The sequence below is a fragment of the Mesorhizobium sp. M0768 genome, assembly GCF_040320195.1.
GTDB lineage: Bacteria > Pseudomonadota > Alphaproteobacteria > Rhizobiales > Rhizobiaceae > Mesorhizobium.
Genome location: NZ_JAMYPD010000003.1, coordinates 306,837 through 332,471 on the forward strand (window position 1 = coordinate 306,837; position 25,635 = coordinate 332,471).

28 protein-coding genes are annotated in these 25,635 nt (G+C 62.6%); 17 read left to right on the forward strand and 11 right to left on the reverse strand.

What is annotated here, in order from left to right; all coding sequences use genetic code 11:
- The first annotated feature begins 4 nt into the window (after window positions 1-4).
- From kdpC to NKI08_RS05940, 5 genes are all read left to right on the forward strand, one after another.
- Complete coding sequence (kdpC, locus tag NKI08_RS05920; RefSeq protein WP_023675296.1) at window positions 5-574, forward strand: potassium-transporting ATPase subunit KdpC; 570 nt, start codon at window positions 5-7, stop codon at window positions 572-574.
- Window positions 575-627: 53 nt separating this feature from the next.
- The gene (locus NKI08_RS05925) at window positions 628-3,369 is read left to right on the forward strand and encodes a DUF4118 domain-containing protein (RefSeq protein WP_352767753.1); all 2,742 of its coding nucleotides are present in this window, start codon (window positions 628-630) and stop codon (window positions 3,367-3,369) included.
- Complete coding sequence (locus NKI08_RS05930; RefSeq protein WP_352767755.1) at window positions 3,366-4,058, forward strand: response regulator transcription factor; 693 nt, start codon at window positions 3,366-3,368, stop codon at window positions 4,056-4,058. The genes NKI08_RS05925 and NKI08_RS05930 overlap by 4 nt, the downstream gene beginning before the upstream one ends.
- 132 nt (window positions 4,059-4,190) lie before the next feature.
- A complete protein-coding gene (locus tag NKI08_RS05935; protein ID WP_352767757.1) occupies window positions 4,191-4,496 on the forward strand; it encodes a hypothetical protein in 306 nt (101 codons plus the stop codon).
- 130 nt (window positions 4,497-4,626) lie between these two features.
- A complete protein-coding gene (locus tag NKI08_RS05940; protein WP_352767759.1) occupies window positions 4,627-5,136 on the forward strand; it encodes an NUDIX hydrolase in 510 nt (169 codons plus the stop codon).
- A gap of 78 nt (window positions 5,137-5,214) precedes the next feature.
- On the opposite strand, the gene NKI08_RS05945 is transcribed toward NKI08_RS05940, so the two are convergent.
- The 6 genes from NKI08_RS05945 to NKI08_RS05970 form a co-directional block, all read right to left on the reverse strand.
- A complete protein-coding gene (locus NKI08_RS05945) occupies window positions 5,215-6,066 on the reverse strand; it encodes a citryl-CoA lyase (RefSeq protein ID WP_352767761.1) in 852 nt (283 codons plus the stop codon).
- Between the two features lie 19 nt (window positions 6,067-6,085).
- The gene (locus NKI08_RS05950) at window positions 6,086-7,270 is read right to left on the reverse strand and encodes a CaiB/BaiF CoA transferase family protein (RefSeq protein WP_352767763.1); all 1,185 of its coding nucleotides are present in this window, start codon (window positions 7,268-7,270) and stop codon (window positions 6,086-6,088) included.
- A gap of 15 nt (window positions 7,271-7,285) precedes the next feature.
- Complete coding sequence (locus NKI08_RS05955) at window positions 7,286-8,809, reverse strand: tripartite tricarboxylate transporter permease (RefSeq protein ID WP_352767050.1); 1,524 nt, start codon at window positions 8,807-8,809, stop codon at window positions 7,286-7,288.
- A 4-nt stretch (window positions 8,810-8,813) separates the two neighbouring features.
- Complete coding sequence (locus NKI08_RS05960) at window positions 8,814-9,347, reverse strand: tripartite tricarboxylate transporter TctB family protein (RefSeq protein ID WP_352469447.1); 534 nt, start codon at window positions 9,345-9,347, stop codon at window positions 8,814-8,816.
- 154 nt (window positions 9,348-9,501) lie between these two features.
- On the reverse strand, window positions 9,502-10,479 hold the full coding sequence (locus tag NKI08_RS05965) for a Bug family tripartite tricarboxylate transporter substrate binding protein (protein WP_352767766.1): 978 nt from the start codon (window positions 10,477-10,479) through the stop codon (window positions 9,502-9,504).
- A gap of 207 nt (window positions 10,480-10,686) precedes the next feature.
- The gene (locus tag NKI08_RS05970) at window positions 10,687-11,226 is read right to left on the reverse strand and encodes a GNAT family N-acetyltransferase (protein WP_352469446.1); all 540 of its coding nucleotides are present in this window, start codon (window positions 11,224-11,226) and stop codon (window positions 10,687-10,689) included.
- A gap of 218 nt (window positions 11,227-11,444) precedes the next feature.
- Here NKI08_RS05970 and NKI08_RS05975 point away from each other — a divergent pair, with 218 nt between their 5' ends.
- The 4 genes from NKI08_RS05975 (at window position 11,445) to NKI08_RS05990 (ending at window position 15,132) form a co-directional block, all read left to right on the forward strand.
- Window positions 11,445-11,900: a DUF2214 family protein gene (locus NKI08_RS05975; RefSeq protein ID WP_352767768.1), complete on the forward strand. Its 456-nt coding sequence runs from the start codon at window positions 11,445-11,447 to the stop codon at window positions 11,898-11,900.
- A 186-nt stretch (window positions 11,901-12,086) separates the two neighbouring features.
- Window positions 12,087-13,064, forward strand: coding sequence for a tripartite tricarboxylate transporter substrate-binding protein (locus tag NKI08_RS05980; protein ID WP_352767770.1), 978 nt, complete (start codon window positions 12,087-12,089; stop codon window positions 13,062-13,064).
- 79 nt (window positions 13,065-13,143) lie between these two features.
- A complete protein-coding gene (locus NKI08_RS05985) occupies window positions 13,144-13,611 on the forward strand; it encodes a tripartite tricarboxylate transporter TctB family protein (RefSeq protein ID WP_352767772.1) in 468 nt (155 codons plus the stop codon).
- Between the two features lie 9 nt (window positions 13,612-13,620).
- Window positions 13,621-15,132: a tripartite tricarboxylate transporter permease gene (locus tag NKI08_RS05990; RefSeq protein ID WP_352539408.1), complete on the forward strand. Its 1,512-nt coding sequence runs from the start codon at window positions 13,621-13,623 to the stop codon at window positions 15,130-15,132.
- 34 nt (window positions 15,133-15,166) lie between these two features.
- Here the strand turns inward: NKI08_RS05990 and nth are convergent, their stop codons facing one another.
- Entirely contained in the window at window positions 15,167-15,988 is an 822-nt protein-coding gene (gene nth / locus NKI08_RS05995) for an endonuclease III (protein ID WP_352767775.1), read from the reverse strand.
- A gap of 22 nt (window positions 15,989-16,010) precedes the next feature.
- On the opposite strand from nth, the gene NKI08_RS06000 reads away from it, so the two are divergent.
- Window positions 16,011-16,505 carry a DUF2244 domain-containing protein gene (locus NKI08_RS06000; protein WP_352767777.1) on the forward strand — a complete coding sequence of 165 codons (495 nt, stop codon included), beginning with the start codon at window positions 16,011-16,013 and terminating at the stop codon, window positions 16,503-16,505.
- Window positions 16,506-16,514: 9 nt separating this feature from the next.
- Here the strand turns inward: NKI08_RS06000 and NKI08_RS06005 are convergent, their stop codons facing one another.
- Window positions 16,515-17,330 (reverse strand): class I SAM-dependent methyltransferase, encoded by an 816-nt coding sequence (locus tag NKI08_RS06005; protein WP_352767779.1) that lies wholly within the window; start codon window positions 17,328-17,330, stop codon window positions 16,515-16,517.
- Between the two features lie 115 nt (window positions 17,331-17,445).
- Here NKI08_RS06005 and NKI08_RS06010 point away from each other — a divergent pair, with 115 nt between their 5' ends.
- From NKI08_RS06010 to NKI08_RS06030, 5 genes are all read left to right on the forward strand, one after another.
- Window positions 17,446-18,339, forward strand: coding sequence for a methylated-DNA--[protein]-cysteine S-methyltransferase (locus NKI08_RS06010; RefSeq protein WP_352453988.1), 894 nt, complete (start codon window positions 17,446-17,448; stop codon window positions 18,337-18,339).
- Window positions 18,340-18,455: 116 nt separating this feature from the next.
- Window positions 18,456-19,364 carry a ribokinase gene (locus tag NKI08_RS06015; RefSeq protein ID WP_352502653.1) on the forward strand — a complete coding sequence of 303 codons (909 nt, stop codon included), beginning with the start codon at window positions 18,456-18,458 and terminating at the stop codon, window positions 19,362-19,364.
- 6 nt (window positions 19,365-19,370) lie between these two features.
- Window positions 19,371-20,831 carry an amidase gene (locus NKI08_RS06020; RefSeq protein WP_352767782.1) on the forward strand — a complete coding sequence of 487 codons (1,461 nt, stop codon included), beginning with the start codon at window positions 19,371-19,373 and terminating at the stop codon, window positions 20,829-20,831.
- A 103-nt stretch (window positions 20,832-20,934) separates the two neighbouring features.
- Complete coding sequence (locus NKI08_RS06025) at window positions 20,935-21,549, forward strand: LysE family translocator (protein WP_352767784.1); 615 nt, start codon at window positions 20,935-20,937, stop codon at window positions 21,547-21,549.
- A 52-nt stretch (window positions 21,550-21,601) separates the two neighbouring features.
- Entirely contained in the window at window positions 21,602-21,970 is a 369-nt protein-coding gene (locus tag NKI08_RS06030) for a hypothetical protein (RefSeq protein ID WP_352767786.1), read from the forward strand.
- A 489-nt stretch (window positions 21,971-22,459) separates the two neighbouring features.
- On the opposite strand, the gene NKI08_RS06035 is transcribed toward NKI08_RS06030, so the two are convergent.
- Window positions 22,460-23,401 (reverse strand): nucleoside hydrolase, encoded by a 942-nt coding sequence (locus NKI08_RS06035; protein WP_352469434.1) that lies wholly within the window; start codon window positions 23,399-23,401, stop codon window positions 22,460-22,462.
- 144 nt (window positions 23,402-23,545) lie between these two features.
- Between NKI08_RS06035 and NKI08_RS06040 the strand changes: the two genes are divergently transcribed.
- Together NKI08_RS06040 and NKI08_RS06045 are read left to right on the forward strand one after the other, a co-directional pair.
- Window positions 23,546-23,971, forward strand: a complete 426-nt coding sequence (locus NKI08_RS06040; protein WP_023675270.1) for an Hsp20 family protein — start codon at window positions 23,546-23,548, stop codon at window positions 23,969-23,971.
- Between the two features lie 63 nt (window positions 23,972-24,034).
- On the forward strand, window positions 24,035-24,292 hold the full coding sequence (locus NKI08_RS06045; protein ID WP_352767788.1) for a BQ00720 family protein: 258 nt from the start codon (window positions 24,035-24,037) through the stop codon (window positions 24,290-24,292).
- A gap of 92 nt (window positions 24,293-24,384) precedes the next feature.
- Here NKI08_RS06045 and ptsN read toward each other — a convergent pair whose 3' ends face one another.
- The gene (ptsN, locus tag NKI08_RS06050; RefSeq protein WP_023675268.1) at window positions 24,385-24,849 is read right to left on the reverse strand and encodes a PTS IIA-like nitrogen regulatory protein PtsN; all 465 of its coding nucleotides are present in this window, start codon (window positions 24,847-24,849) and stop codon (window positions 24,385-24,387) included.
- Window positions 24,850-24,908: 59 nt separating this feature from the next.
- Complete coding sequence (hpf, locus tag NKI08_RS06055) at window positions 24,909-25,493, reverse strand: ribosome hibernation-promoting factor, HPF/YfiA family (protein ID WP_023675267.1); 585 nt, start codon at window positions 25,491-25,493, stop codon at window positions 24,909-24,911.
- Window positions 25,494-25,635 lie beyond the last annotated feature (142 nt).

Consider the following 25,635-nt stretch of genomic DNA (forward strand, 5'->3'; position numbering starts at 1 on the left):
GTCGATGCTCAATCAAATCAGGCCCGCGATCGTCATGATCGTCTTCTTCACCATTCTGACGGGTTTGGTCTATCCGATCGGCATGACCGGCATTGCCCAGGCGCTGTTTTCGCGCCAGGCCAATGGCAGCCTGATCGAGAAGGACGGCAAGCTCGTCGGTTCCGAACTGATCGGCCAGGCTTTCGAAAGCGACCGCTACTTCCATGGCCGCCCGTCGGCTGCCGGCGACGGCTACAATGCCGCCGCCTCGGGCGGCTCGAATCTCGGCCCGACCAACCCGAAGCTCATCGACAGGATCAAGAGCGACGCCGAAAAGCTGAGAGCCGAAAACCCGAGCCAGCCGGTACCGATGAATCTGGTCACCACGTCCGGCAGCGGCCTCGATCCGCATATCAGCCCCGATGCGGCCTATTTTCAGGTTGCCAGGGTGGCCAAGGCCAGGGGCGTCGATGAATCCAGGATCAAATCGCTTGTCGACAGCCATGTCGAAGATCGCGAATTGGGATTCATCGGCGAGGCGGTAGTCAATGTGCTGGCCCTCAACCTTGCGCTGGACGATGCCATGAAACAGTGAAGGACCGGCGCCGGGATCGACACCGAAGCCGGCGCCGTTCATGATTGACCCGTATGCCAGACGACAGACGCACCGCCGAAACCAGGCCCTCTCCCGACGCGCTGCTCGAGCATGCCGAGCGGGAGGAGCGCGGCCGCCTGAGGATATTTCTCGGCGCCGCCCCCGGTGTCGGCAAGACCTACGAGATGCTGATGTCGGGCCGCGCCAGGCTGGCCGACGGGGTCGACGTGGTGATCGGCATCGTCGAGACGCACGGCCGCAAGGAAACCCAGACGCTGGTCGAAGGCTACGAGGTCATTCCTCGCCTTGAGATCGATTACAAGGGGCGGATCCTTGAGGAGATGAATCTCGACGCCATCCTCGCCCGGCACCCGGCGCTAGTTCTGGTCGACGAACTCGCCCACACCAACGTCGCCGGCAGCCGTCACCCCAAGCGCTATCTCGACGTCCAGGAAATCCTGACGCACGGCATCGATGTCTACACGACGCTGAATATCCAGCACGTCGAGAGCCTGAACGATGTCGTGGCGCAGATCACCCGCGTCAGGGTGCGGGAAACTGTCCCCGACTCCATAATCGACCAGGCCGACGACATCGAGATCATCGACCTCACCCCCGACGATCTGATCAAACGGCTTGAGGAAGGCAAGGTCTACATCCCCAGCACCGCCCAGCGCGCCATCGAGAACTATTTCTCGCCGGGCAATCTGACGGCGCTCCGGGAATTGGCGCTCCGCCGCACTGCCCAGCGGGTCGACGAGCAGTTGCTGACCCACATGCGGGCCCACGCGATACCCGGGCCTTGGGCGGCGGGGGAAAGGGTTCTCGTCTGCGTCGATGCGCGTCCGGGCGGGGCGGCCCGTGTACGCTATGCGCGGAGGTTGGCCGACCGGCTCCGCGCCCCTTGGACGGCGCTTCATGTCGATACCCCTCATTCAGCGGCCATGCCCGAGGAGGACAAGGATCGGCTGGCGACGCAGCTGCGCCTTGCCGAGCAGCTCGGTGCCGAGGTGACGACCATTCCGGGTCAGAACGTCGCGCAAGACATCGTTCGGCATGCGACGGCGAACAACTTCACCCATATCGTGATCGGCAGGCCGACCCGATCGCGTTGGCGGGAATTGATCGAAGGCTCGCTCACTTACGATCTCATCCGCAATGCCGGCGACATCAGCGTCCATGTCATTTCGGGAAACGAACGCAACGCCGAGGCGACTTCGAGGACCGTCAAGGCGGCGGACGAGCAGTGGCAGTTCGAGATCTGGCCCTATCTCAGGGCCACGGCCTATGTTGTTGGCTCGCTCGCCTTCGCCGTCCTTCTCGACCAGTTTCTCGACGTCCGCAATCTGGCGATCATCTTTCTCATTGGGGTCCTGACGTCGGCGGTGACCGGCGGTCTCTGGCCGGCTTTGTATGCCTGCCTCATCAGCGCCATTGCCTTCAACTATTTCTTCCTAGAACCACGCTACACGCTGACGATCGAGGATCCGGAGAGCATCGTTGCGCTGGCTGTCTTCCTGGTTGTTGCGGTCATTGGCAGCAATCTAACAGCGCGCGTGCAGCGTCAGGCGGTCGCCGCGCGCTCGCGGGCACGCGCCACAGAAGATATTTATCTCTTCTCAAAGAAGCTCGCCGGCGCTGGGACGCTTGATGACGTTCTCTGGGCGACTGCCTTCCAGATCGCCTCGATGCTGAAGCTGCGCGTGGTGCTGCTTCTGCCGGAGAACGGCACGATTGCGGTCAAAGCCGGCTACCCACCCGACGACACGCTGGCCGAGGCCGACATCGCAGCAGCCCGCTGGGCCTGGGAGCATAACCGCGCCGCCGGGCGCGGCGCCGACACGCTGCCCGGAGCAAAGCGCCTCTATCTGCCCTTGCGGACCGGACGCACGGCGGTAGGCGTTGTCGGCCTCGACAACGACAAGCAAGGTCCGCTGCTGACACCCGAGCAGCAGCGTCTGCTCGATGCGCTCGCCGACCAGGCGGCGGTCGCCATCGAGCGCATCCAGCTCGTCGCCGATGTTGACCGGGCCAAGCTTGCGGCCGAGGCAGACCGTCTGCGCTCGGCCTTGCTCACCTCCATTTCCCACGATTTGAAAACGCCGCTTGCCGCCATCATGGGCGCGGCCGGAACACTCAGGGACTTCGAGGCCGCGCTTCCCGAGCAGGACCGGGCGGAACTGCTGTCGACCGTGCTCGATGAAGCGGAGAGGCTTAACCGCTTCATCGCCAATCTGCTCGATATGACCAAGATCGAATCCGGCACGATGGAGCCGAACTATGCGTTTCACTATCTCGGCGACATTGTCGGTTCAGCTCTGTATCGGGCCCGCAAAATCGTCGGCGAGCATAAGACCGAGATCGACATTCCATCGGATCTGCCGATGTTGCGGGTCGACCCCGTTCTGTTCGAACAGGTGCTGTTCAACCTCCTCGACAATGCTGCAAAATACGCGCCGCCAGGTTCGACGATCCGCCTGCAAGCCTGGGCCGACAACGGCTTCGTCATCCTGCAGATCATGGATGAGGGACCAGGCATTCCGCCAGCGGATCTAGAGCGCGTTTTCGACACTTTCTACCGTGTGCGCAAGGGTGACCAGGTGCGTGCCGGCACGGGGCTCGGCCTGTCGATTTGCCGCGGCTTCATCGAAGCGATGGGCGGGACGCTCTTGGCGGCAAACAGGTCCGACCGCTCGGGGGCGGTTTTCACCATCAGGATGCAACTGGTGCCGGCGGAACTGCCCAATCTCGGCGAACCCGAGACGGGCCATCAAAATATGGACGATCTGGCATGACGAGCCTGGACGTCAGGATATTGGTGGTCGACGACGAACCGCCGATCCGGAAACTGCTTCGCGTCGGGCTTGGCAGCCAAGGCTATGCGATCAGCCAGGCGCCGAACGCCAGGGCGGCGATTGAACACATCGCGACGGAAAAGCCGGACCTTGTGCTGCTCGATCTCGGCCTGCCCGGCATGAGCGGGCATGAGCTGCTCCGCAAATGGCGGGATGATGGCCTGGACATTCCCGTGGTTATTCTTTCCAGCCGCACCGACGAGGCCGGCATCGTCTCGGCCCTCGAACTCGGCGCCGACGATTATGTCACCAAGCCATTCGGTATGAACGAGCTTGTCGCACGCATCCGCGTCGCGCTTCGCCACAAGTTCCAGCAGCAGGGTGAGAGACCGGTGTTCCAGACCGGCGACCTCTCCGTCGATCTGGTGAAGCGCGTCGTCAAGATCGAGGACAAGGAGATAAAGCTCTCGCCGAAGGAATACGACATTCTTCGCACCTTGGTGCAGCACGCCGGCAAGGTTCTCACCCACCAGTTCCTGCTGAAGCAGGTCTGGGGCGATTCCACCGACGTTCAATATCTCAGAGTCTATGTCCGGCAACTCAGGCTAAAGATTGAGAAGACGCCCGACCAGCCCCGCTATATCACGACCGAGACCGGCGTCGGATACCGGCTGCGCGAAGTCGATTGACGGGACGAGCATCCGAAGCCGAAATGCCTCTTCCAATCCGCTTCAAATCAGCGGCGGCCATGGCGTCGCCGGACAAAAGCCCTATATTAGCCCTATATTAACGGAAGATTGGTTTTGTGCGGGAATGAACGAATGCCACGGCTTCGTCTATTGACGTTTTTAGGGTCGGCCATGCTGACTGCGGCGATGCTGTCGGGCGTAAATCCTGCTGCATCGGCACAGGTCGGCAGTCCCGCCGATCGCAACGTGTTGATCCAGCAGGACCAGTTGCAGATGTTGGAGAACAGGCTGCGGCGGCAGCAATATCAGCAGCAGCAACAGCAGTACCGTGCCCAGGATCGCCAAATCCCAATACCGCAACGGCAGGAGGTGCCGCAGATGAGGCCGACTTGTCAGTTGCTGCCGTCCGGGAGCGGCTTTGTCAGCACTTGCCGCTGACGACCGGTCCCTTTCATTTATTTAGCCGACTTATACACTGGGGAAACCGCTCCGCCTGCGCCCCATTGAAAGCGGGCGAGTTTGCAACGCTGCCCTTGCCGTCTGGGCACCGATTCGACTGGATTATCGAATGGCAGCCAGCAAGAAGAAGGTTGTACGCAAGGCAAGGAAGGGCGACGGGGTTCGCCAGGTCGCGGCGATTCCCTTTCGGCTGAACGAGCATGGCGATGTCGAGGTGATGCTGGTCACATCGCGAACGACGAGGCGCTTCATCGTGCCGAAGGGCTGGCCGATGAAGGGCAAGAGCGGCCGCAAGGCGGCCACTATCGAAGCACAGGAAGAAGCCGGCGTTCTCGGCAAGACACTGAAACAACCGGCCGGCACCTATTCCTACTGGAAGCGGCTGGCAAACCGCTTCGTCCGTGTCGACGTCGTCGTCTATTTGCTGGAAGTAACCGAGGAACTTGCCGACTGGCAGGAAGCCAGGAGGCGGCAGCGGGCATGGCTGGCACCAGCTGACGCGGCGTTGCTCATCGACGAGCCGGATCTTTCGACGCTGGTGAGAAACATCAGGATTGCCGAACTGGAGCATAATCCCAAAAAGCAGAGTCCGGCGTTCGGAAAAGATCCCGCTCAATAGAAGATGGAGGCCTGCCCCGACTGTGTCGGGATGGAATTGGTTCCAGCGCCCGCCGCCGCCGTCTCTTGAACCGATGCCTCACTGACTGCCATCGTCTTCCTCGGGCAGAGGCCGCGCCGGCGTGCCGGTATAGGCCCACAGCCATTCGCGCGGCAGCGGCCCCTTGTTGCGGTCGCTTTCCTGCGACTGTTCCCACGCATGTGCGAGGATGCCGACCGAGCGCGACAGCACGAAAAGGCCGCGCGTCAGCGGCGGCGGAAAGCCGAGCTCGCCGTAGATGACGGCCGTGGCGCCGTCGATATTGAGGGGGATTTTTTTGCCCTTGCGCCGCGCCACCTCGGCCTCGATCGCCTCGGCGACATCGGCGAAGCGCCCGCTGACGACGCCGCGCGCGGCAAAGTCACGGGTCAGCTCGATGAGGCGGGGCGCCCGCGGGTCGACCGGATGGAAACGATGGCCGAGCCCGGGCACATAGCCGTTTTCCCCGGCAAGGAAACGATCGAGCCGCGCCGACACGGCGTCCGCAAGCGGCACGCCGGCGTCCACCTCAGCGGCGATGTCGCCGTAGAAGGAAAGCGCCTGTTCGCCGGCGCCGCCATGCACATCGCCAAGCACGTTGATGGCAGATGCCATGGCGCTGTTGATGCCGACGCCGCACGTGATCGCCATGCGGGCGATGGCGATCGACGGCGCCTGCGGCCCATGGTCGACGGCAGCACCCAGCGCGATGCCGAGCAGCGCCGCCTGCTCCTCGCTCGGCAGTTCGCCGCGCAGCATGAGCCAGATCATTGCCGGAAAGCTGACGCGACCGATCAGATCCTGGATTTCATAGCCGCGCAGCCGGATGACGCCGGGGCGCATCTCGATGATGCCGGTCTGCCACCATTCCTCGCCGCGCGCGCGGCCAGCCTTGTTTTCCGTGTCGCTCATGGCTTCTTTTCCGTGCCGCTCATGCCTTCGCTCTTTTCTTGGCGCGTGGCGGCAGGTTGGCAAAAACTTCGTCCATATGCTCGCCCAGCTCCGGCGGCGGCCTGCTCGGCAAAGGTGCCTCGCCATCGACCATGAAGCCGCCGCGCACCACGGTCAGCGGCCTAGCCATCCCGGACACGGCCTGGAAGCGTACCGTCATGCCGCGCTCGATCACTTGTCTCTCTTGCAGTACCTGCGGGATTGTCAGCACCCGGCCTGCCGGCACGCCGGCGCGATTGAACGTCTCCTCCCAGGCGGCGGCCGAGCCGCTCGCCAAGGCATCCTCGATCAGCGCTTTCAATGCAATGCGGTTCTGCTTGCGCGTTTCGCGCTCGGCAAAGCGGACATCCGACGCCAACTCCGGCCGACCGATCAACCGGCACAGTGTGACGAACTGCTCTTGCTTGTTGGCGGCGATGTTGAGCAAGCCGTCGCCGGTGCGAAACGCGCCAGACGGTGCGGCCGTCATGTTTTCATTGCCCATCGGCTGCGGCTCGATATCCGCCGTCAGATAGTTCGACACCGGCCAGCCGAGCGCAGAAAGCGTGCATTCGAGCATCGACACGTCGAGGAACGCGCCCTCGCCTGTCGTCTTCTGCTTGACCAGTGCGGCGGTAATGGCGAACGCCCCTACCAGCCCGCCAAGCGTATCGGCGACGGGATAGCCGACACGCAGCGGCGCCGTTTCCGGTGTACCGGTGATGCTCATAATGCCGGAAAGACCCTGGATGATCTGGTCGTAGGCTGGATTGTCGCGCATCGGCCCGGTCTGGCCGAAGCCCGATATCGCACAATAGACAAGACTTGGCCGGACCTCTTTCAGCCTGGCGTGGCCAAGCCCCAGCCGGTCCATTACGCCGGGGCGGAAATTCTCGACCAGCGCGTCGGCCGAAGCGACCAGATCGAGGAAGCGTTCGCGGTCAGCCTCCTGCTTGAGATCGAGCGCCACCGAGCGTTTGCCGGCATTCTGCGCCAGGAACGAAGCGCCCATGCCCGCCCGGTTGAGCTCCGGAGAGGCGCCGAGCTGGCGCGCCAGATCGCCGCCTTGCGGCGTCTCGACCTTGATGACGTCGGCCCCGAGCAACGCCAGCTGATAGGTGCAATAGGGGCCGGCCAGCACATTGGTCAGGTCGAGAACGCGGATGCCGGAAAGCAGGTCGGTCATGACGTCACGAACAGCTCAGGCATCGCCCGGCACGTGCTCCGGCCCGCGCAAGCGCCTGTGCTCGATGTAGGCCCAGATATGCGGTCCAACCAGGCCGATGAAGGCCAGCGTCAGCAGCGTCAGCGACAGCGGATGCTTGTAGAACACCGTCCAATCGCCGTTCGAGATGGTCATCGCGCGGCGGAACTGCGTTTCCGCAAGCGGCCCGAGAATCATGCCGATGATGACCGGCGCGGTCGGGAAATCGAAACGCCTCATCAGGAAGCCGGCGGCACCGAGCAGATAGAGGATGACGAGGTCGATCGGCGATTGCGAGATACCGTAGGTGCCGACCGTGGCGAACACGAGGATGCCGGCATAGAGCTGCGGCGCCGGGATCTTCAGCAATCGCACCCAGAGCCCGATCAGCGGCAGGTTGAGGACGACGAGGATGACATTGGCGATGAACAGGCTGGCGATCAGCCCCCACACCAGGTCGGCCTGCGTCGTCAGCAGCAGCGGCCCCGGATTGATACCGTAGCTCTGGAACGCCGACAGCATGATCGCGGCCGTCGCCGAGGTCGGCAGGCCGAGCGTCAGCATCGGCACCAGCACGCCGGCCGCGGATGCATTGTTGGCGGCCTCCGGCCCGGCAACGCCCTCGATGGCGCCGACGGTGCCGAACTCCTCCTTGTGTCTGGAGAGTTTCTTCTCGATCGCATAGGAGAGGAAGGTCGGGATTTCGGCGCCGCCGGCCGGCATGGCACCGATCGGGAAGCCGATCAGGGCACCGCGCAGCCATGGCTTCCACGAGCGCGCCCATTCGGCCGCGGTCATGTAGAGCGAGCCCTTCAACGGCACGATATCGTCCTTGCCGGCATAGCGGCGCGAGGCCATGTAAAGCGTCTCGCCAACGGCGAACAGGCCAACGGCGACGACGATGACGTCGACGCCGTCCAACAATTCGCTCATGCCGAAGGTGAAGCGCGGCTGCCCCGTCTGCAGGTCGACGCCAATCATGCCGACGACGAAGCCGACGAACAGACTGGTCAGGCCGCGCACCGAAGACGAGCCGAGCACCGCCGAAACCGTGATGAAGGCCAGCACCATCAGCGAGAAATATTCGGCCGGGCCGAAGGCCAGCGCGAATTTGACGACGATCGGCGCCAGGAAGGCAACGCCGATCGTGCCCAGCGTGCCGGCGACGAAGGAGCCGATCGCCGAGGTCGCCAGGGCCGCACCGCCACGGCCGGAGCGGGCCATCCGGTTGCCTTCCAGCGCGGTGACGATGGTGGCGCTTTCGCCAGGCGTGTTGAGCAGGATCGATGTCGTCGAGCCGCCATACATGGCGCCGTAGTAGATGCCGGCAAACAGGATGAAGGATGCCTCCGGCGCCACCTGATAGGTGATCGGCAACAGCAGCGCGATGGTCAGTGCCGGCCCGAGGCCGGGCAGCACGCCGATGGCAGTCCCCAGCGTGGTGCCGACCAGGCACCATATGAGATTGATCGGCGAGAAGGCGACCGAAAATCCGTGCGCGAGATGGCCAAGCGTTTCCATGGCGTCAGCCCCTCAGCATGGCAACGATCGAATCGACGGTCGCATTCAGCTGGTTTTCGATGAAGCCGGCACCGATATTGACGCCAAGCGCCCTGGCAAAGCCGAAATAGGCGGCCAGCGCCAGGATCAGCCCGAGCAGCACGTCACGCAGCGGACGCCGGCTGCCGAAACCGTGGCAGATGAGAACGAACATGATGACAGATGCCGCGGTAAAGCCGAGCGGCTGGATCAGCACCAGATTGGCGATCAGTCCGAGGGCGACGATGCCCATCGCCTTCCAGTCGGTCGGCGTCTCCTTTTCGTCCTCCGGCTGCCATCCGCCCCGCAAGGCGGCAATGATGAGCAGCAGCGACAGGATCATCATCCCGGTCATGGTGATGTAGGGAAAGACGGTCGGACCGACCTTGGAATAGAGCGGCGAGACCGGGATTGCCAGCGTCTGCCAGGCAACCGCACCCGCACAGGCGAGGAGCCCAACGCCGATCAGCAGTTCGGGCACTGCAAGGCGCGGCGGCGCCTGCTGGTCGCTGGTGCTCATCATCGTCCTCCCAATGCCAGCCCCGAGGGCCGGTTCTCCCTGGACCGGTCTCACTCGGCCGATCTCGGCCTAGTTTCACCTCCGGCGCCGCGTATGTCCATACGGCTGGCGAAAGTCGGCAAGGGTTGGCGCAGGCCGCCCCTTGCCGAGAGCATCACGCCAGGCCGAGGTCCTTGAGGATCGTCCCGATGCGGGCCGTGTCTTCGGCGACGAATTTCGCATAATCGTCACCGGTGAGCAGGATCTGCGTCCAGTTACGGTTCTTGCATTCGGTGGCCCAGGCGTCGCTCTTGGCCATGGTCTCGATCAGCTTGATCATTGCTGCCTTGTCGGCGTCCGAGACGCCGGGCGGTGCGAAGACGCCGCGCCAGTTGAACAGCTCGACATCGATGCCGGCTTCCTTCATCGTCGGCGCATCAATTCCCTCCTGGCGTTTATCCGCGGAGATGGCCAGCAGCCGCAGCGCACCCGCCTTGACCTGTTCGGCGAACTCGCCATAGCCGGAGATGCCGGCCGCGACCTGGTTGCCGAGCAGCGCCGACAGCGCCTCGCCGCCGCCGGCAAACGGCACATAGGAGAGATTGGTGGCCGGAACACCGACGGTCTTGGCGATGAGGCCGAACAAGATGTGGTCCGAGCCGCCAGCCGAACCGCCGGCGACCGGAACCTGCGTCGGGTCGGCTTTGAGGGCGGCAACAAAGTCGGCCGCAGTCTTGAATGGCGAGGCGGCCGGCACCACAAGCGCCTCGAACTCGCCAGTAAGGCGGGCGATTGGCGTGACCTCGGTAAGGTTGTTAGCCGCCTTGTTGGCGATGATCGCGCCGACCATGACCATGCCAGCCACCATCAGCGCATTGGCCTTGCCCTTCCACTGGTTGACGAATTGCGGCAGGCCGACAGTACCGCCGGCGCCGCCGACATTGGTGATCTGCGAGCCGGAGATCAGTTTTTCGCTGCGCAGCACCTGGTCCATGGCGCGCGCCGTCTGGTCCCAGCCGCCGCCCGGCGCCGCTGGCACGAAAATCTGCAGCTGCGGCGCGTCCTGCGCGAAGGCGGGAATAAAATGCGATGCCGCGAGTCCGGCAGCACCTGCTGCCGCGGTGCTCATCAAGAATCGGCGTCTGTTCAGCATGGGATTCCTCCAAATCGCGACACCTCCTCCGGTGCCTGCCAGAAACGTGGCCTGACTTCAGACCCGCTCGATAAAATTCATGCAGAGTTTGCGTCTTCCTGTCAAAGACAGAACACGCCGCATGCGGCACAATCGGCCTGCGCGATTTTCAGGCTGGCGAACCGGACGCCCGAAGACGACGTGGCAGGCAGTGCCAAACAACATCCGTCAGGGTTGCCGCTCCAGCAGGATGGTCGGCTTGCCTTGGTAGACGGTTCGCAGCACTTCGCCATAACCACATTTTGCCGCGACGTTCAGCGATCCGGTGTTTTCCGGATCGATGATGCAGACGGTCTTCGCGGCGCCGAACGTCTCGTCGCCCCAGGCAAGCACCCGTGCGACGACTTCGCTGGCCAACCCGTGGCCATGCGCGCCCAAAACCAGAGCCCAGCCGGCCTCCGGAATGCCCTCGATCGACGGCGTCATGTCGCGTTTCAGATCGTGAAAGCCGGCCTCGCCGATGAAGCGGCCGGTCGCTTTTTCCTCGATCGCCCAGAAGCCGTAGCCCAGAAGCGACCACAGGCCGGCGTGGCGCAGGAAGCGCATCCAGCTTTCCTCCCGCGTGCGCGGCTTGCCGCCGATAAAGCGGGTGACGGCGGGATCGGCCCACATCGCGACATAGGCGTCGAAATCGTCAAGCCGGTGCGGCCGCAGGACCGTGCGCGAGGTCTCAATTACTGGGGCGACAATTGTATGCGGACTGGCCATGGTCATGTCTCGGTTGTTGCCCGTGCAGGTCTTCCAAAAGTGGGGACAGCGACACGCCCGAGACGGGAAATCCAAATCCGTTGCGAAAAACAAGAGCCAAGGCTGTGTAGATCATCTTCCAGGCTGATGTGAATCCTGCCAGGCGGTGTTAGTTTTTCTCCAGTACTGGTTCAGGCGCGTTGGGTTTCGGCGCTGCCGTCCGACAGAGGGAAAACAGCATGGACACGACCGACCTTGTGCTTGCCATCTTCCATCATCTGCTGGTGTTTTCGCTGGCAGGCATCATCGGCGCCGAGTTCGTCCTGATCCGCAGCGACTTGTCCGCCGCGACGCTGAAGCGGCTTGTCGGCATCGATCGCCACTACGGCATCATCGCCATGCTGATCATCGTCGCCGGCATCGGCCGCGTCATCTATGGTCTCAAGGGCTGGGAATTCTACGTCTACAACTGGATGTTCTGGGCAAAGATGGCCGCCTTCGCAATTGTCGGCCTGTTGTCGATTATCCCGACCGTCCAATTCCTGTCCTGGAATAGGCAGGCGAGCGCCAGTCCCGGCTTCCAGGTGCCTGCGGCGGAGCTAGCGTCCGTTCGCAGCTATGTCCGCACCGAGGCCTTCATCTTCCTCTTGATCCCGGTGTTCGCGGCGGCGATGGCGCGCGGCTACGGTTATTAAGATAGGTCGGAGGAAGGGCATCGCGCGGCCCAACCTTTCCACTCATTTGCGCGGACAAACGTGCAGTTTGCCGTTCGAGGCTGATTGTCATTTGTCGGGTTGCGCTAGTTATTGCTCCATCTACATTCGGTTTTGAGAGGAACTCCGCGCAGCGGTTGGTAATTCGTATCCTGGGAGGAAATCACGATGAGAAAATTCGTCGCCGCGCTGGCTGCCGTTGCGGCCGCCATGCTTTACCCACCGGCCGCTGGCGCGCAGACCTACCCCGAACGCACCATCACCATTGTCGTGCCGTTTTCGGCCGGCGGCCCTACTGACACCGTCACGCGTCTTGTCGCGGAAGCCATGTCGAAGGACCTCGGCCAGCAGGTCATCGTCGAGAATGTCGGCGGCGCCGGCGGCACACTGGGCGCGGGCCGCGTCGCAAATGCCGAGCCTGACGGCTACACGCTGCTCCTCCATCACATCGGCATGGCGACAAGTGCTACGCTCTACAGAAAGCTCGCCTACGACACGCTGAACGCATTCGAATATGTCGGCCTCGTCACCGAGGTGCCGATGACCATCGTCGGCCGCAAGGACCTCGAGCCGACCGATCTGAAGGGGCTGGTCGACTACGCCAAGGCTAACAAGGACAGCATCACCGTTGCCAATGCCGGGATCGGTGCCGCCTCGCATCTGTGCGGCATGCTGTTTATGAGCGCCATCGGCACGCCGCTGGTCACCGTACCATATAAGGGCACCGGCCCGGCCATGACCGATCTTCTCGGCGGCCAGGTCGACATCATGTGCGACCAGACGACCAATACCACCAAGCAGATCCAGGGCGGCACGATCAAGGCTTATGCCGTAACCTCGCCGCAACGGCTAGACGTGCTGCCGGACGTGCCGACGACGATAGAGGCCGGTCTTCCCCAGGTGCAGGTCGGCATCTGGCACGGCATCTATGCACCCAAGGGCACGCCGGCCGAGATCACCGAACGCCTGTCGAAATCTCTGCAGGTGGCGCTGAAGGACCAGAACGTCGTCGCCCGATTTGCCGAACTCGGCACCAAGCCGTCGCCCGAGGCCGATGCCACGCCGGCCGCGCTCAAGGCCAAGCTGGAAAGTGAGATTGCGCGCTGGAAGCCGATCATCGAAGCGGCCGGCCAGTACGCCGACTAAAGGTTTTTAACGGGGCGCCGCCGGCGCCCCGTTTTTACACCGGCATCGGCACGCCCGTGAGGCGGGCCGGGAGGACGTCATGGAACCTTTCGCAATCGACAGAGCCAACGGCATATGCGCCGCGCTGTTGATCTTTATTGGCGTCTTTTTCGCGCTGCAGTCGCTGGGCCTCGAAATCGGCACCGCCTTTCGCATGGGGCCGGGCTATTTCCCCCTGGTTCTGGCGATCGTGCTCATTCTGCTCGGCGCCGTCATCCTAGTCGAGGCAGTGCGCTTCGAGAGCGAGCCGATCGGTTACATTGCGTGGCGCGGCATGCTGTTCATCCTGCCTGCTCCGATCTTCTTCGGCCTGACGGTGCGCGGCCTCGGCTTCATCCCATCGATCTTCCTGGCGGCGCTGATCGCATCGTTTGCCAGCGGCCGCATGAAGCCGCTGACCGCGCTCGTGCTGTCGGCCGGCCTGACGCTGTTCGCGTTCGCCATCTTCAGCTACGCACTCGGCCTGCCGTTCCGGCGTTTCGGCCCGTGGTTGCCACTGTCGTTGTGAGGAGATGAAATGGAACTCCTCAACAATCTCGCACTCGGCTTTTCGACGGCCACATCTTTGGCAAACCTCGGTTTCTGCCTGATCGGTGTCCTTCTCGGCACGCTGATTGGTGTCCTGCCCGGTATCGGCGCCACCGCAACCATTGCCATGCTGTTGCCGATCACCTTCCAGATCGGCGATCCGGTTTCCTCCCTGATCATGCTCGCCGGCATCTATTACGGCGCGCAGTATGGCGGCTCGACTACCGCTATTCTCATCAACATGCCTGGCGAATCCTCGTCGGCCGTCACCGCCATCGACGGCTACCAGATGGCCAGGAACGGCCGCGCCGGGGCGGCACTGGCGACCGCGGCGATAGGCTCGTTCTTTGCCGGCACGGTGTCGACCTTCCTCGTCGCCATCTTTGCCCCGCCGCTGACGGCGATAGCGTTGAAATTCGGTGCTGCCGAGTATTTTTCGCTGATGATTGTCGGTCTGGTCTCGTCCGTCGCGCTCGCCCACGGCTCGATCGTCAAGGCGCTGGCCATGGTCGTGCTCGGCCTGCTGCTCGGCCTTGTCGGCACCGATATCTACACCGGTACACCCCGTTTCACGCTCGGCATCCGCGAATATGCCGACGGGCTGAATTTCGTCGCAGTGGCGGTCGGTGTCTTCGGCGTCGCCGAGATACTGCGCAACCTCGAAAACGAGCATGAGCGTTCCGTGCTGATCCGAAAGATCTCCGGCCTTATGCCGACCCGCGAAGATTTTCGGCGCATGGCGGCTCCCATCGTGCGCGGAACGATCATCGGTTCGGCGCTCGGCATCCTGCCGGGAGGCGGCGCGATCCTTGCCGCCTTTGCCTCCTACACCGTCGAAAAACGTGTCTCGAAAAATCCCGGGGAATTCGGCAAGGGCGCCATCGAAGGCGTCGCCGGACCGGAATCGGCCAACAATGCCGGCGCCCAAACCTCCTTCATCCCGATGCTGACGCTCGGCATTCCGGCCAACCCGGTAATGGCGCTGATGATCGGCGCGATGATCATCCAGGGCATCGTGCCCGGCCCCAATGTCGCCATCGAACAGCCTGCACTGTTTTGGGGTATCATCACCTCGATGTGGATCGGCAATCTGATGCTGATCATCTTGAACCTGCCGCTGATCGGGCTTTGGGTGAAACTGCTTACGATCCCGTATTACGTGCTCTTCCCGATCATCATGGCGTTCTGCTCGATCGGCGTTTACAGCGTCAACACCAACGTCTACGACCTCTATGCCGTCGCCTTCTTTGGCTTGCTTGGCTACCTCCTGACCAAGCTGCGCTGCGAACCTGCGCCGCTGCTGCTCGGCTTCGTGCTCGGCCCGCTGCTCGAGGAAAACCTACGCCGCGCCATGATCCTCTCGCGCGGCGATCCGAGTACCTTCGTGACGCGGCCGATCAGCGCCAGCCTGCTCCTCATCGCGCTTGCCGTGCTCGTCATCGTGTTTCTCCCCGCGGTCAGGAAGAGGCGCGAGGAGGTGTTCGTCGAGGAGAGTTCCTGAATGTGGACGGCGCCACATAGGAGGAACTTCACAGTCACTTGGCGGGCACTGACTCAGTAGCCGCTTCTACTGGCCCGAGCGGCGCGATCTCGACCAGCGGTGCAGGCACGCTGGTCGTCTTTTCCTTGGCCTTGCAGATATCGGCGATGACGCAGGCCGGGCAATCCGGCTTGCGCGCCTTGCAGACATAGCGGCCGTGCAGGATCAGCCAATGATGCGCGTGCCGCATATATTCATCCGGAATGATCTTCAGGAAACCTTGCTCGACCTGTTCCGGCGTCTTGCCCGGCGCCAGGCCGAGCCTGTTACCGATGCGGAAGATGTGCGTGTCGACCGCCATCGTATGCTGGCCGAATGCCACGTTGAGCACGACGTTGGCGGTCTTGCGGCCGACACCCGGCAGCTCGACCAGTTGATCGCGATCCTCAGGCACCTCGCCGCCATGGTCGCGGATCAGCGCCTCCGACAGCGCGATGACGTTCTTGGCCTTGTTGCGCCACAGCCCGATGGTGCGGATATGGTCGCCGAGCTTGGCCTCGCCCAGCGCCAGCATCTTTTGCGGCGTGTCGGCAATTTTGAACAGCCCCCGCGTCGCCTTGTTGACGCCGGCGTCCGTCGCCTGAGCCGAAAGCAACACCGCCACCAACAGCGTGAAGGCGTTGATATGTTCGAGCTCGCCCCTCGGTTCCGGCCGCTGAACGGAAAAGCGCCGGAAAATCTCATGCACCTCGGCCGCGCTGTAAAGCGCCCGCGATCTCGCCGGCCGCGGACGCGGCTTGACGTTCGAGCCCTCGCGGCGGCCGGGCAACAGGTCTTTTTTTAGCGCAGAAGAGTTTTTGGGCTTGGGGCTTGTCATTGCCTTCCTATAATATTCCCCAATGAGCGACACAAACGCCTCATTTCAGGCCGACGAGCCATTTTTCCAGGCGCTGCTGACACCGCACCGGTCGCTGGGCAAGACCGGCTTTGCCATACTGATGGGCGCCCTGCTGTTAGGCTGGCTGGTGACCGGAGCTTTTTTTCTGTCGCGCGGCGCCTGGCCGGTGTTCGGCTTCTTCGGCCTCGACGTGATCGCCGTCTACATCGCCTTCCGCGCCAATTATCGTGCCGCCCGGGCTCGCGAGGAGGTTTCGGTGTCGCGCACCAGCCTCGACATCCGCAAGACTGCCCCGTCAGGCAAATCGGAAGCACACCGCTTCAATCCGTTCTGGGCGCGCTTTTCGATCGCCCGCCACGCCGAGATCGGCATCACCAGAATGGCGGTCGAGGCGCAAGGAAAAACCGTCTCGATCGGCGGCTTCCTCAACCCCGCCGACCGCGAGAGTTTTGCCACCGCATTTTCGCGCGCTCTGGCAGCCGCCAAGGCGCGCTGAGCCAGTGTTTCAGAACCGATAGCGCAACAGCCTGCCGATCTTGCGCAATGCTGGAATGTGTTTCCAAAGGCGAACAAACAGTTTCGCGAACCAGCGCATGCGAGCGGCATGTTCCGGCTTATAGGCAGGGATGTCCTCGACGAACCGCAGCTTCGGAACGGCTCGCTCCAATTCATGCGGGTTCTCGATGCTCCAATGGACCTCGGCACCGGTGGCGCGGAAGGAGGAATTGAGGCGAATGATCTTCAGGCCCAGGCGACTATAGGCATCGAACACCAGTTCGCCGCTCGAAAGATGTCCCACCAAACGAGAAAACAGTTGCTGCCCCTCTTCGGCGCCCAGGTAGGGAGTCAGGCCTTCCGCCACGACTATGGCCGGGCGATTCCGAGGTACTTCGTTCAGCCATCCCGGTTCGATAACCGACGAAGCGATCAGGTGGTAGTGATCCCGCACTGGATAGAGCTTGCGCCTGAGGTCGATGACTTCGGGATAGTCGACGTCGAACCAGTCCACGCCGGCTGGCGGGTCGATACGGAATATGCGCGTATCGAGCCCACACCCGAGATGCAGTACGATGGCGTCAGGATTTCGGGCGAGAAAGTCCTGAACGCAGACGTCCAGCGTCTTTGCCCTGATTGCTAGACCGATGCCGAGATTGTTGTCGACCTTGAGCCGTGAAAAATCATAGTCGATGTTGCGCACCGCCTCGTCGGCAAAGTAGTCCCTGAGCAGCGAATTGGGCAGCCGGCTCTCCAGCGCCTTGCCGTAAAGTGTCAAAAGCAAAGTCTCCTTTGCCCCGGTCAGGTTTACTTTTTCACCAGCCACGACCGTCCTCCCCATTCAAAGCCCAGCTCTATCTGGGTACATGCCGCGGGAAAGCAAGTTTCGGGTGGTGATCGGCGCCGCGAAGGACGATATTCGCACTCAAGGAGATACTGCCATGAACGCCCAAATGCCTCTCAAAACGACAGCAATCCTTCAGAAAGACATCACGCCTGAAGGTGGAGACTACGAAATCGTCCGTCGTGCCATCGAAAAGATCAGCCTCGACTATCGCGACCAGCCTTCGTTGGAAGTGTTGGCCGAGGAGGTCGGCGAGACGCCGACCGGGCTGCAGAAGCTGTTCACCCGCTGGGCCGGCCTGTCGCCCAAGGCTTTTCTGCAGGCCGTCACCCTCGATCATGCGCGCAAGCTGCTCGATGCCGGCATGCCGCTGCTTGAAACCTCGTTCGAACTCGGCATGTCCGGCCCAGGCCGGCTGCACGATCTGTTCGTCACCCACGAAGCGATGTCGCCGGGCGATTACAAGACCCGCGGCGCAGGGCTCACCATCCGCTACGGCTATCATATCTCGCCTTTCGGCATCGCGCTGATCATGGTGACGGACCGCGGCCTTGCCGGCCTCGCCTTCAACGACCCCGGCGGCGAGCGTGCGGCCTTTGCCGACATGTCCAGCCGCTGGCCGAATGCGACCTATGTCGAGGACATGGCGGCGACGGCACCCTATGCCGCGCGCATCTTCGATCCGTCGCTGTGGCGCGCCGACCAGCCGCTGCGCGTTGTCATGATCGGCACAGACTTCCAGGTCCGTGTCTGGGAGGCCTTGCTGCGCATTCCGATGGGCCAGGCCTGCACCTATTCCTCGATCGCCGCGCGCATCGGCGCACCGAGTGCCAGCCGGGCTGTCGGTGCCGCGGTCGGTGCCAATCCGATGTCCTTCGTCGTGCCGTGCCACCGGGCTCTCGGCAAGTCCGGCGCACTCACCGGCTACCATTGGGGTCTGACCCGCAAACGCGCCATCCTCGGCTGGGAGGCGGGACAGGTCTCTTCTTGAATAGCCAACGAATGGAACGATTGGAGCGATGCAAGGACCGCTAGGGTGACAAGCAGCGATCTTACGGAGTAGCTTCCCGCGCAATTAGAGTGGTATGCGCTAGCGGGAGGCACTACTTGATCGTCGTCATCGGCTCCATCAATCTCGATCTCATCGCCAGTGTCGACCGCTTGCCCGGTCCCGGCGAGACCGTGCGCGGCTCCGGTTTCGCTACTGCCCCCGGCGGCAAGGGCGCCAACCAGGCGCTGGCCGCCGCCCGCGCCGGCGCCAAGGTGCGCATGGTCGGCGCGGTCGGCAAGGACAGCTTCGCCAGCGACGCTCTGGCGCTGCTGCGCGACGGCAAGATCGACCTGTCCGGCGTCGGCGAGACCTTTGCCTCGACCGGTACCGCGTTGATCATGGTCGGCGCCGACGGCGAGAACGTGATCGCCGTTGTGCCGGGCGCCAATGATTCGGTCGTGCCGGGTGACCTTTCCAAGGCTTTCGTAAAAAACGGCGACGTCGTGCTGCTGCAACTGGAGATCCCGCTGCAGACCGTCGAGGCAGCACTCGACGCGGCAAGCACGGCCGCCGCGATCACCGTGCTCAACACCGCACCTTTCCATGGCGACGCGGCCGGCTTCCTCGGCAAGGCCGACTATCTCGTCGCCAACGAAACCGAGTTCGACCTCTATGGCGAGGCGCTGTCGTTGAATGGCCGCGACCGCCCGGCACGGATGCGCGACTATGCCGCGAGAACCGGCCGCACCATCGTCGTCACGCTTGGCTCGGACGGCGTTCTGGCGGCAACGCCGGACGATCTCCTGATGGTTCCGGCGCTGAAGATCACCCCGCTCGACACGGTCGGTGCCGGCGACACGTTCTGCGGCTATTTTGCAGCCGGGCTGGCAGCCGGCCTGCCGCTCGACCAGGCGCTAGCCCGCGCTGCCGCAGCCGGTTCGCTGGCCTGCCTGAAAGCCGGTGCACAGCCGGCCATCCCGCTGGCCAGGGACGTCGATGCCGCCCTGCAGAAATCTGCAGGCTAAAGCGGGATGACAGCCATGCGCCCGACGACGAAGCACGCGGTGCCGCCCGCCGGCGACATCTGCCGCCTGTCTGCCGTGGCGCTTGCCGGGAAGATCAGGCGCCGGCAGCTTTCGGTGCGCGAAGTGGTCGCGGCATTCCTCGACAGGATCGAGGCGGTGAACCCGCTGGTCAACGCTATCGTTTCATTGCGTGAGCGTGCCGACATCCTGCGCGAGGCCGACAGCGCTGACGCTCATCTGGCGCGAGGTGGAGATACCGGATCGCTGTTCGGCCTGCCGATCGCGATCAAGGATCTTGCGCTGACAAAAGGCCTGAGAACCGCCTTCGGCTCGCCGATCTTCGCCGATTTTGTGCCTGAGGAAGACGACTTCTTCGTCGAGCGCGTCCGCAAGGCCGGCGCGATCATCATCGGCAAGACCAATGTTCCCGAATTCGGGCTCGGCTCCAACACCTACAACACCGTGTTCGGACAGACGCTCAACGCATTTGACCCGGCGCTGACCGCCGGCGGCTCGAGCGGCGGTGCGGCGGTCGCGCTGGCGCTCGACATGGTTCCCGTTGCCGATGGCAGCGATTTTGGCGGTTCCCTGCGCAATCCCGCTGCCTACAACAATGTCTATGGCTTCCGTCCATCGCAGGGATTGGTGCCGGCCGGCCCAGACCTTGATGTGTTTCTTGCGCAAATGGGCGTCGAAGGGCCGATGGGGCGTAACGTGCGTGACATGGCGTTGCTGCTCGACGTTCAGGCCGGCTATCATCCTCGCGCGCCGCTGTCGCATGATAAGCCAGGCTCGTTCCTCGAAGGGCTGGACGCACCGGCGGCCGGCGGGCGCATCGCCTGGCTCGGCGATCTCGAAGGCCATCTGCCGGTTGAAGCAGGCATTCTACAGCTTTGCGAGGCAGCACTCGGCCGGTTCGCGGATGTATCCTTCGAGGCCGAGCCGCTGATGCCGAAATTCGACTTCGAAGCGCTGTGGCAAGCCTTTGTAACGCTTCGCCAGGCGAGCAGCGGTTGTGCGCTCAAGGCGCATTACGACGATCCCTCGAAACGCAGCCTGCTGAAGCCGGAGGCCGTGTGGGAGGTGGAACATGCACTGCGCCTCACCGCGCCGCAGATCCACGCCGCCACGGTGAGGCGCTCGTCCTGGCACCGAATGCTGCTATCGCTCTTCGAGCGTTTCGACCTGATTGCGCTGCCAGCCGCACAGGTCTTTCCCTTCGATGTCGTCACCCACTGGCCAAGGCAAGTGGCCGGGCGTGCCATGGACAGCTATCATCGCTGGATGCAGGTTTCAGCGTTCGCCACGCTGGGCGGCTGCCCGGCGATCAATGTGCCGGCGGGCTTCGACGCCAGGGGCAGGCCAATGGGCATGCAATTGATCGGGCGGCCGCGCGGTGACCTCTCCGTGCTGAGGGCGGCTGCCGCCTATGAGACAACGCTGCCATGGCAGGCCGGCGCCTGCTGAAATCAACTCCGCATTGTCGGCGCCTCGCCGGCTTGCACGCAACTCATCGCCATGCATTGATCGCGACAGCGCGCCGCACGGGCGGCATCTGTGGAGGGAAAAAATGTCGTTGGAACTCTACGCCACCTATGTCGTCGCCTGCATCGTCATCATCCTGGTGCCGGGGCCGACGGTGACGCTGATCATTGCCAACAGCATCCGCCACGGCTCGCGCGCAGGGCTCGCCAATGTCGCCGGCACCCAGGCCGGGCTAGCCATCATGATCGCCATCGTCGGCATCGGATTGACTTCGCTGATCGCGGGCATGGGCCACTGGTTCGATTGGGTCCGGCTGATCGGCGCCGCCTACCTGATCTGGATGGGCGTGCAGATGTTCCGCTCGAAAGGCAAGCTGAACGCCGACGGAACGGCAAAAAGGCCACGTGGCGGCTTCTTCCTGCAGGGCCTGCTGGTGGCGATCAGCAATCCAAAGACGCTAGTGTTCTTCGGCGCCTTCTTTCCGCAGTTCATCGCTCCCGAAGGCAATTACGCACTACAGATCGGCGTCATGGGTCTCACCGCGATGATCTTCGCCGCAGTCTCGGATTCGACCTACGCGCTGGCCGCCGGCCGCGCCGGACGCCTGCTGTCGGCCGGCCGCGTCAAGCTCTTGTCGAGGATCAGCGGCAGCTTCCTGGTCGGCGGCGGCCTGTGGCTGGCCTTTTCCAAGGCGAAGTAACGGCCGCGAGCCCGGCGACGCCAACAGCAACATCCTGGAATAGGAAAGCCGATTGAAAGTCGGCCTTCAGGCCACCACATGGATCAACAGTTGGGGATTCATGTCTATGCCGTGGACTTACGCGGATTTGAAAAGGAACGCGTTTGGCGTGATCCTGTTCATCGCTTTGTTCGCGGCGATGGTTCCGTCGGCTCTGAACAAATGGGCGAATGACGCAAGTCCGATCCGATCGGTCGACCCGGTCGATGCGACGATCAAAAGTGGACAGGGTAAAGGGCGCAATATCCAATATCTGCTGGTCCTTGAGAACGGTTCGACGGTCCTCGTTTACGACGACCTCCCGCATCTGATCGGCTCGCGCGTAGGCATCGAGCGCGTCACGCGCGACAATGGCTTCGTCTTTTACCGGTTTGCAAATTGAACGACGATCGATCGATAAGCTGTTTTCAAAGGTGACGCGAGTGACATGGCTTTTCGGGGAATCGCTCTTGAACAAAGCCCCTGTGCTACTCAACTCTAAGGTATGGGGCCGGCAAATCTTTCTCTTAGAACCCGCATTCTTTTGCTTCGGGAAGAGTTTCGCGACAGAGTTGTTGGCATCACAATCTTGTGTGCGCTCGCTCTCGCGATCGCTGTGCCGATTGTAACCAGGCAGAACAGTCCGATCACTGGCACACAACTCGTAGGAGGCACCGTCGAAGATGTTGCGACGATGCCTCTAAATCCGAGGGGTTCCGTCGGACATGGACTTTATTATAGATATGAAGTCCGCCTCTATGAGGGCAACGCTCGGATATTTGTCGATGGTGAGGTGGAAACACCCCACATGATTGGATCGGAAGTCTCGATCGAAGAACAACAACGCCAGGACGGTACCACCACCTACCGCCTGCTCAACTACTGAGCAGCCCTAAAGCCGCCCCAGCCGTTCCAGCAACAGCGCGAAAAACGCATCATGGTCGATGTCGCGCATCACCATGGCGTTCTTCGGCCGCTTGGTCACCCCCCACCAGTCGATCACCGTCATGCCCATGGTGAGCTCCGAGGCGGTTTCCACGCTGACATTGCAGTTGCGCCCCTTGAACAGCTTCGGCTTCAGCAGATACGCGATCACGCAAGGATCGTGCAGCGGGCCGCCGTCGGTACCGTATTTCTCCTCGTCGAAACGTTCGAAGAATTCCAGCATGTCCGCGGTGGCCGTGCCGACCCTGGTGCCGAGCTTGCGGAAGGCCTTCGTACGCTTGGCGGTGGTCAGCGCCTTGTGGGTGACGTCGAGCGGCATCATCACGATCGGAATGCCGGATTTGAACACGACATCGGCAGCATGCGGATCGACATAGATGTTGAACTCGGCGGTCGGCGTGACGTTGCCGCCCTCGAAGAAGCCGCCGCCCATCAGCACGATTTCCTTGATGCGCGGCGCGATTTTCGGCTCGCGGATCAGCGCCAGCGCAACGTTGGTGAGCGGCCCGAGCGCGCACAGCGTGATCGTGCCGCTCTCCTCGTTCATCAGCGTCTCAACGATGAAATCAACCGCATACTCGTCCTGCAGTTTCATCTTTGGTTCGGGCAGTTGCGGCCCGTTGAGGCCGGTCTTGCCATGCACTTCCTCGGCGGTGACGAGTTCGCGCGCCAGCGGCCGGATGGCGCCTGCATAGACCTTGACGTCCGGCCGGCCGGCCAGCTCGCAGATCTTGCGGGCGTTTTTTTCGGTAAGTTTCAGCGGCACGTTGCCGGCCACCGCGGTGATGCCGACGATCTCCAGCTCGGCGCTGCCCAGCGCCAGCAATATGGCGACGGCATCGTCCTGGCCGGGGTCAGTGTCGATGATGATCCTGCGGGATTGGGGCATTTCAATTCCTTGTTTTGGCAAGTCTTTTTGGGCGGGACGTGTGACGGCTTGAAGTCTGCCGGGCGGCGGACCATATCAAGACCATCGGGAAAAATGCCATCCGGGTTTTTCCACTTTATGTCGCTCTTGAGAGGACACTGTAACATGAGCCGAATGACGCCTTTTTCCAGCCCGCTTCTCCTCGGTTTCGATTCCATGGAAAAGACGCTGGAGCGCTTGGCAAAGTCCGGTGACAGCTATCCTCCCTACAACATCGAGCGCCTCAGCGGTGCCGACGGCAAAACCGAAAGGCTGCGTATCACGCTCGCCGTCGCCGGTTTCGCGGAAAGCGATCTCGATGTCACAACGGAGGAGAACCAGTTGGTCGTGCGCGGCCGTCAGAACGACGACACCGAGCGCGAATTCCTCCACCGCGGCATCGCCGCGCGCCAGTTTCAGCGCTGTTTCGTGCTGGCCGACGGCATGCGGGTGATTGCGGCGGAATTGAAGAACGGCCTTCTGTCGATCGATCTCGATCGGCCGGAATCCGAACGGCTGGTACGAAAAATAAACATATCGGTGAAAGACTGATTTTTGCCGATAGCTCTCATGCGGGATGGCCTTGAGCGGCATCTCGCGGCAAGGAGGCTTGAAATGACCAGAACTAACGAAAATATCATCATGACCAGCGGCGAATTCGCCCATCTCGGCGAAGGTTCTGTCGCCTATCTCAGGAAAGTGTCGAGCGACGATCTGCGCGGCCGTTTCCCGGGCCTCGCCGAAATCGCGCCCGGGCTGGAACTGTGGGCCCTGTTTGCCGCCAATGGCCAGCCGATCCTGCTTTCGGACGCTCGCGACCGGGCACTGGCTGGCGCGCTGGAAAACGATCTGACCCCGGTCGCTATCCACTGACGTCGTTATCCACTGACAAATACGGCGCAGCGATCTGGTTGGAAACGGACAGGGCCGCTCACGGCGGCCCTTCAACGGATTTAATCAAAACCTCAGGCGGCGTGCGAGGCCTGTGTGTCCGACAGCAGCGCGTGGATGGCTACGGCGTCGCGCGTGCCCCTGATCTTGGCAACCGTGTCGGCGTCGCGCAGCACCCGCGCAATGCGCGACAGCGCCTTGAGGTGGTCGGCGCCGGCGCCTTCGGGAGCCAAAAGCAGAAACACCAGGTCGACCGGCTGATCATCGAGGGCCTCGAAGTCCACCGGTGTCTCCAGCCGGGCAAAAACGCCGGCGATCCGCTTCACCCCGGCCAGCTTGCCGTGCGGAATGGCGATGCCGTTGCCGACGCCGGTGGAGCCGAGCCGCTCGCGCTGCAGGATGGTGTCGAACACCTCTCGCTCCGGAATGCCGGAAATCGCCGCCGCCCTTTCGGACAGCAATTGCAGCAGCTGCTTTTTGGAGTTCGCCTTCAACGCCGGCATGATTGCCGGAACGCTGACGAGATCGCTCAGATCCATGCTTGAAATCCCTTGTTCGCCTGCCGTCGCCAGTCCCCACGCTCGCGTGCGGCTGGTTTTTACCCCTGCGCGACCTTGGCCGTGGACGGGTCGATCCAGCCAATATTCCCGTCCGGCCGGCGATAGACGATGTTGAGATGGTCGTTTCCGGCATTGCGGAAGACCAGGACCGGGCTGTCCTTGGTGTCGAGTTCGATCACCGCTGACGCCACCGACATGGTCCGCAGCGTCATGGTCGATTCGGCGACGATGGCCGGCGCGAAATTCTCCGGTATGTCCTCCTCGTCGTCGGCAAGCGGCGCCATCACCGTATAGGCGACGTCGGTGAGCTCGCCGTTGCTATTGCCTGAATTGTGCGACTTCAGCCGGCGCTTGTAGCGCCTGAGGCGTGTTTCCAGACGGTCCGCCGCGGTATCGAAGGCAAGCGTTGGATCCTGGGCATCGCCGGTCGCCTGCAGCGAAGCACCGGAGTCCAGCCGGATCATGCAATCGGCCGTGTAGCGCGACCCCGATTTGACGACTACGATTTGCCCTGAAAAGCCCCGATCGAAATATTTCCCGATCACTTCCCCGACACGGTCGTTGATGCGCGTACGGAACGCATCGCCGATATCCATGTGTTTTCCCGATATGCGCAGTGTCATCTGAAAACTGACCTTCCTTGCTCAGGCTTCAAACTGTCCCGAGTTTATACTCGTGGTCCGCGCGCACAAGCTTTTGCGGCGTCACTTGCGCCGATTTTAGATCCGAACTTTCCGGTTGATCACAAGCCGCCTTCTTGGCCGT

Bases quoted from the DNA above. Each gene is read 5' to 3' on its own strand.
- NKI08_RS05955 (WP_352767050.1), bottom strand. From the start codon at position 8,809: ATGGAAACGCTTGGCCATCTCGCGCACGGATTTTCGGTCGCCTTCTCG.
- NKI08_RS06020 (WP_352767782.1), top strand. From the start codon at position 19,371: ATGACAGCCATGCGCCCGACGACGAAGCACGCGGTGCCGCCCGCCGGC.
- nth (WP_352767775.1), bottom strand. From the start codon at position 15,988: ATGACAAGCCCCAAGCCCAAAAACTCTTCTGCGCTAAAAAAAGACCTG.
- NKI08_RS05970 (WP_352469446.1), bottom strand. From the start codon at position 11,226: ATGGCCAGTCCGCATACAATTGTCGCCCCAGTAATTGAGACCTCGCGC.
- NKI08_RS05975 (WP_352767768.1), top strand. From the start codon at position 11,445: ATGGACACGACCGACCTTGTGCTTGCCATCTTCCATCATCTGCTGGTG.
- NKI08_RS06025 (WP_352767784.1), top strand. From the start codon at position 20,935: ATGTCGTTGGAACTCTACGCCACCTATGTCGTCGCCTGCATCGTCATC.
- NKI08_RS06000 (WP_352767777.1), top strand. From the start codon at position 16,011: ATGAGCGACACAAACGCCTCATTTCAGGCCGACGAGCCATTTTTCCAG.
- kdpC (WP_023675296.1), top strand. From the start codon at position 5: ATGCTCAATCAAATCAGGCCCGCGATCGTCATGATCGTCTTCTTCACC.
- NKI08_RS05960 (WP_352469447.1), bottom strand. From the start codon at position 9,347: ATGAGCACCAGCGACCAGCAGGCGCCGCCGCGCCTTGCAGTGCCCGAA.
- NKI08_RS05980 (WP_352767770.1), top strand. From the start codon at position 12,087: ATGAGAAAATTCGTCGCCGCGCTGGCTGCCGTTGCGGCCGCCATGCTT.
- NKI08_RS06035 (WP_352469434.1), bottom strand. From the start codon at position 23,401: ATGCCCCAATCCCGCAGGATCATCATCGACACTGACCCCGGCCAGGAC.
- NKI08_RS06040 (WP_023675270.1), top strand. From the start codon at position 23,546: ATGAGCCGAATGACGCCTTTTTCCAGCCCGCTTCTCCTCGGTTTCGAT.
- NKI08_RS05945 (WP_352767761.1), bottom strand. From the start codon at position 6,066: ATGAGCGACACGGAAAACAAGGCTGGCCGCGCGCGCGGCGAGGAATGG.
- NKI08_RS05965 (WP_352767766.1), bottom strand. From the start codon at position 10,479: ATGCTGAACAGACGCCGATTCTTGATGAGCACCGCGGCAGCAGGTGCT.
- NKI08_RS05940 (WP_352767759.1), top strand. From the start codon at position 4,627: ATGGCAGCCAGCAAGAAGAAGGTTGTACGCAAGGCAAGGAAGGGCGAC.
- NKI08_RS05935 (WP_352767757.1), top strand. From the start codon at position 4,191: ATGCCACGGCTTCGTCTATTGACGTTTTTAGGGTCGGCCATGCTGACT.
- hpf (WP_023675267.1), bottom strand. From the start codon at position 25,493: ATGACACTGCGCATATCGGGAAAACACATGGATATCGGCGATGCGTTC.
- NKI08_RS05925 (WP_352767753.1), top strand. From the start codon at position 628: ATGCCAGACGACAGACGCACCGCCGAAACCAGGCCCTCTCCCGACGCG.
- ptsN (WP_023675268.1), bottom strand. From the start codon at position 24,849: ATGGATCTGAGCGATCTCGTCAGCGTTCCGGCAATCATGCCGGCGTTG.
- NKI08_RS05930 (WP_352767755.1), top strand. From the start codon at position 3,366: ATGACGAGCCTGGACGTCAGGATATTGGTGGTCGACGACGAACCGCCG.
- NKI08_RS05990 (WP_352539408.1), top strand. From the start codon at position 13,621: ATGGAACTCCTCAACAATCTCGCACTCGGCTTTTCGACGGCCACATCT.
- NKI08_RS05985 (WP_352767772.1), top strand. From the start codon at position 13,144: ATGGAACCTTTCGCAATCGACAGAGCCAACGGCATATGCGCCGCGCTG.
- NKI08_RS06010 (WP_352453988.1), top strand. From the start codon at position 17,446: ATGAACGCCCAAATGCCTCTCAAAACGACAGCAATCCTTCAGAAAGAC.
- NKI08_RS05950 (WP_352767763.1), bottom strand. From the start codon at position 7,270: ATGACCGACCTGCTTTCCGGCATCCGCGTTCTCGACCTGACCAATGTG.
- NKI08_RS06045 (WP_352767788.1), top strand. From the start codon at position 24,035: ATGACCAGAACTAACGAAAATATCATCATGACCAGCGGCGAATTCGCC.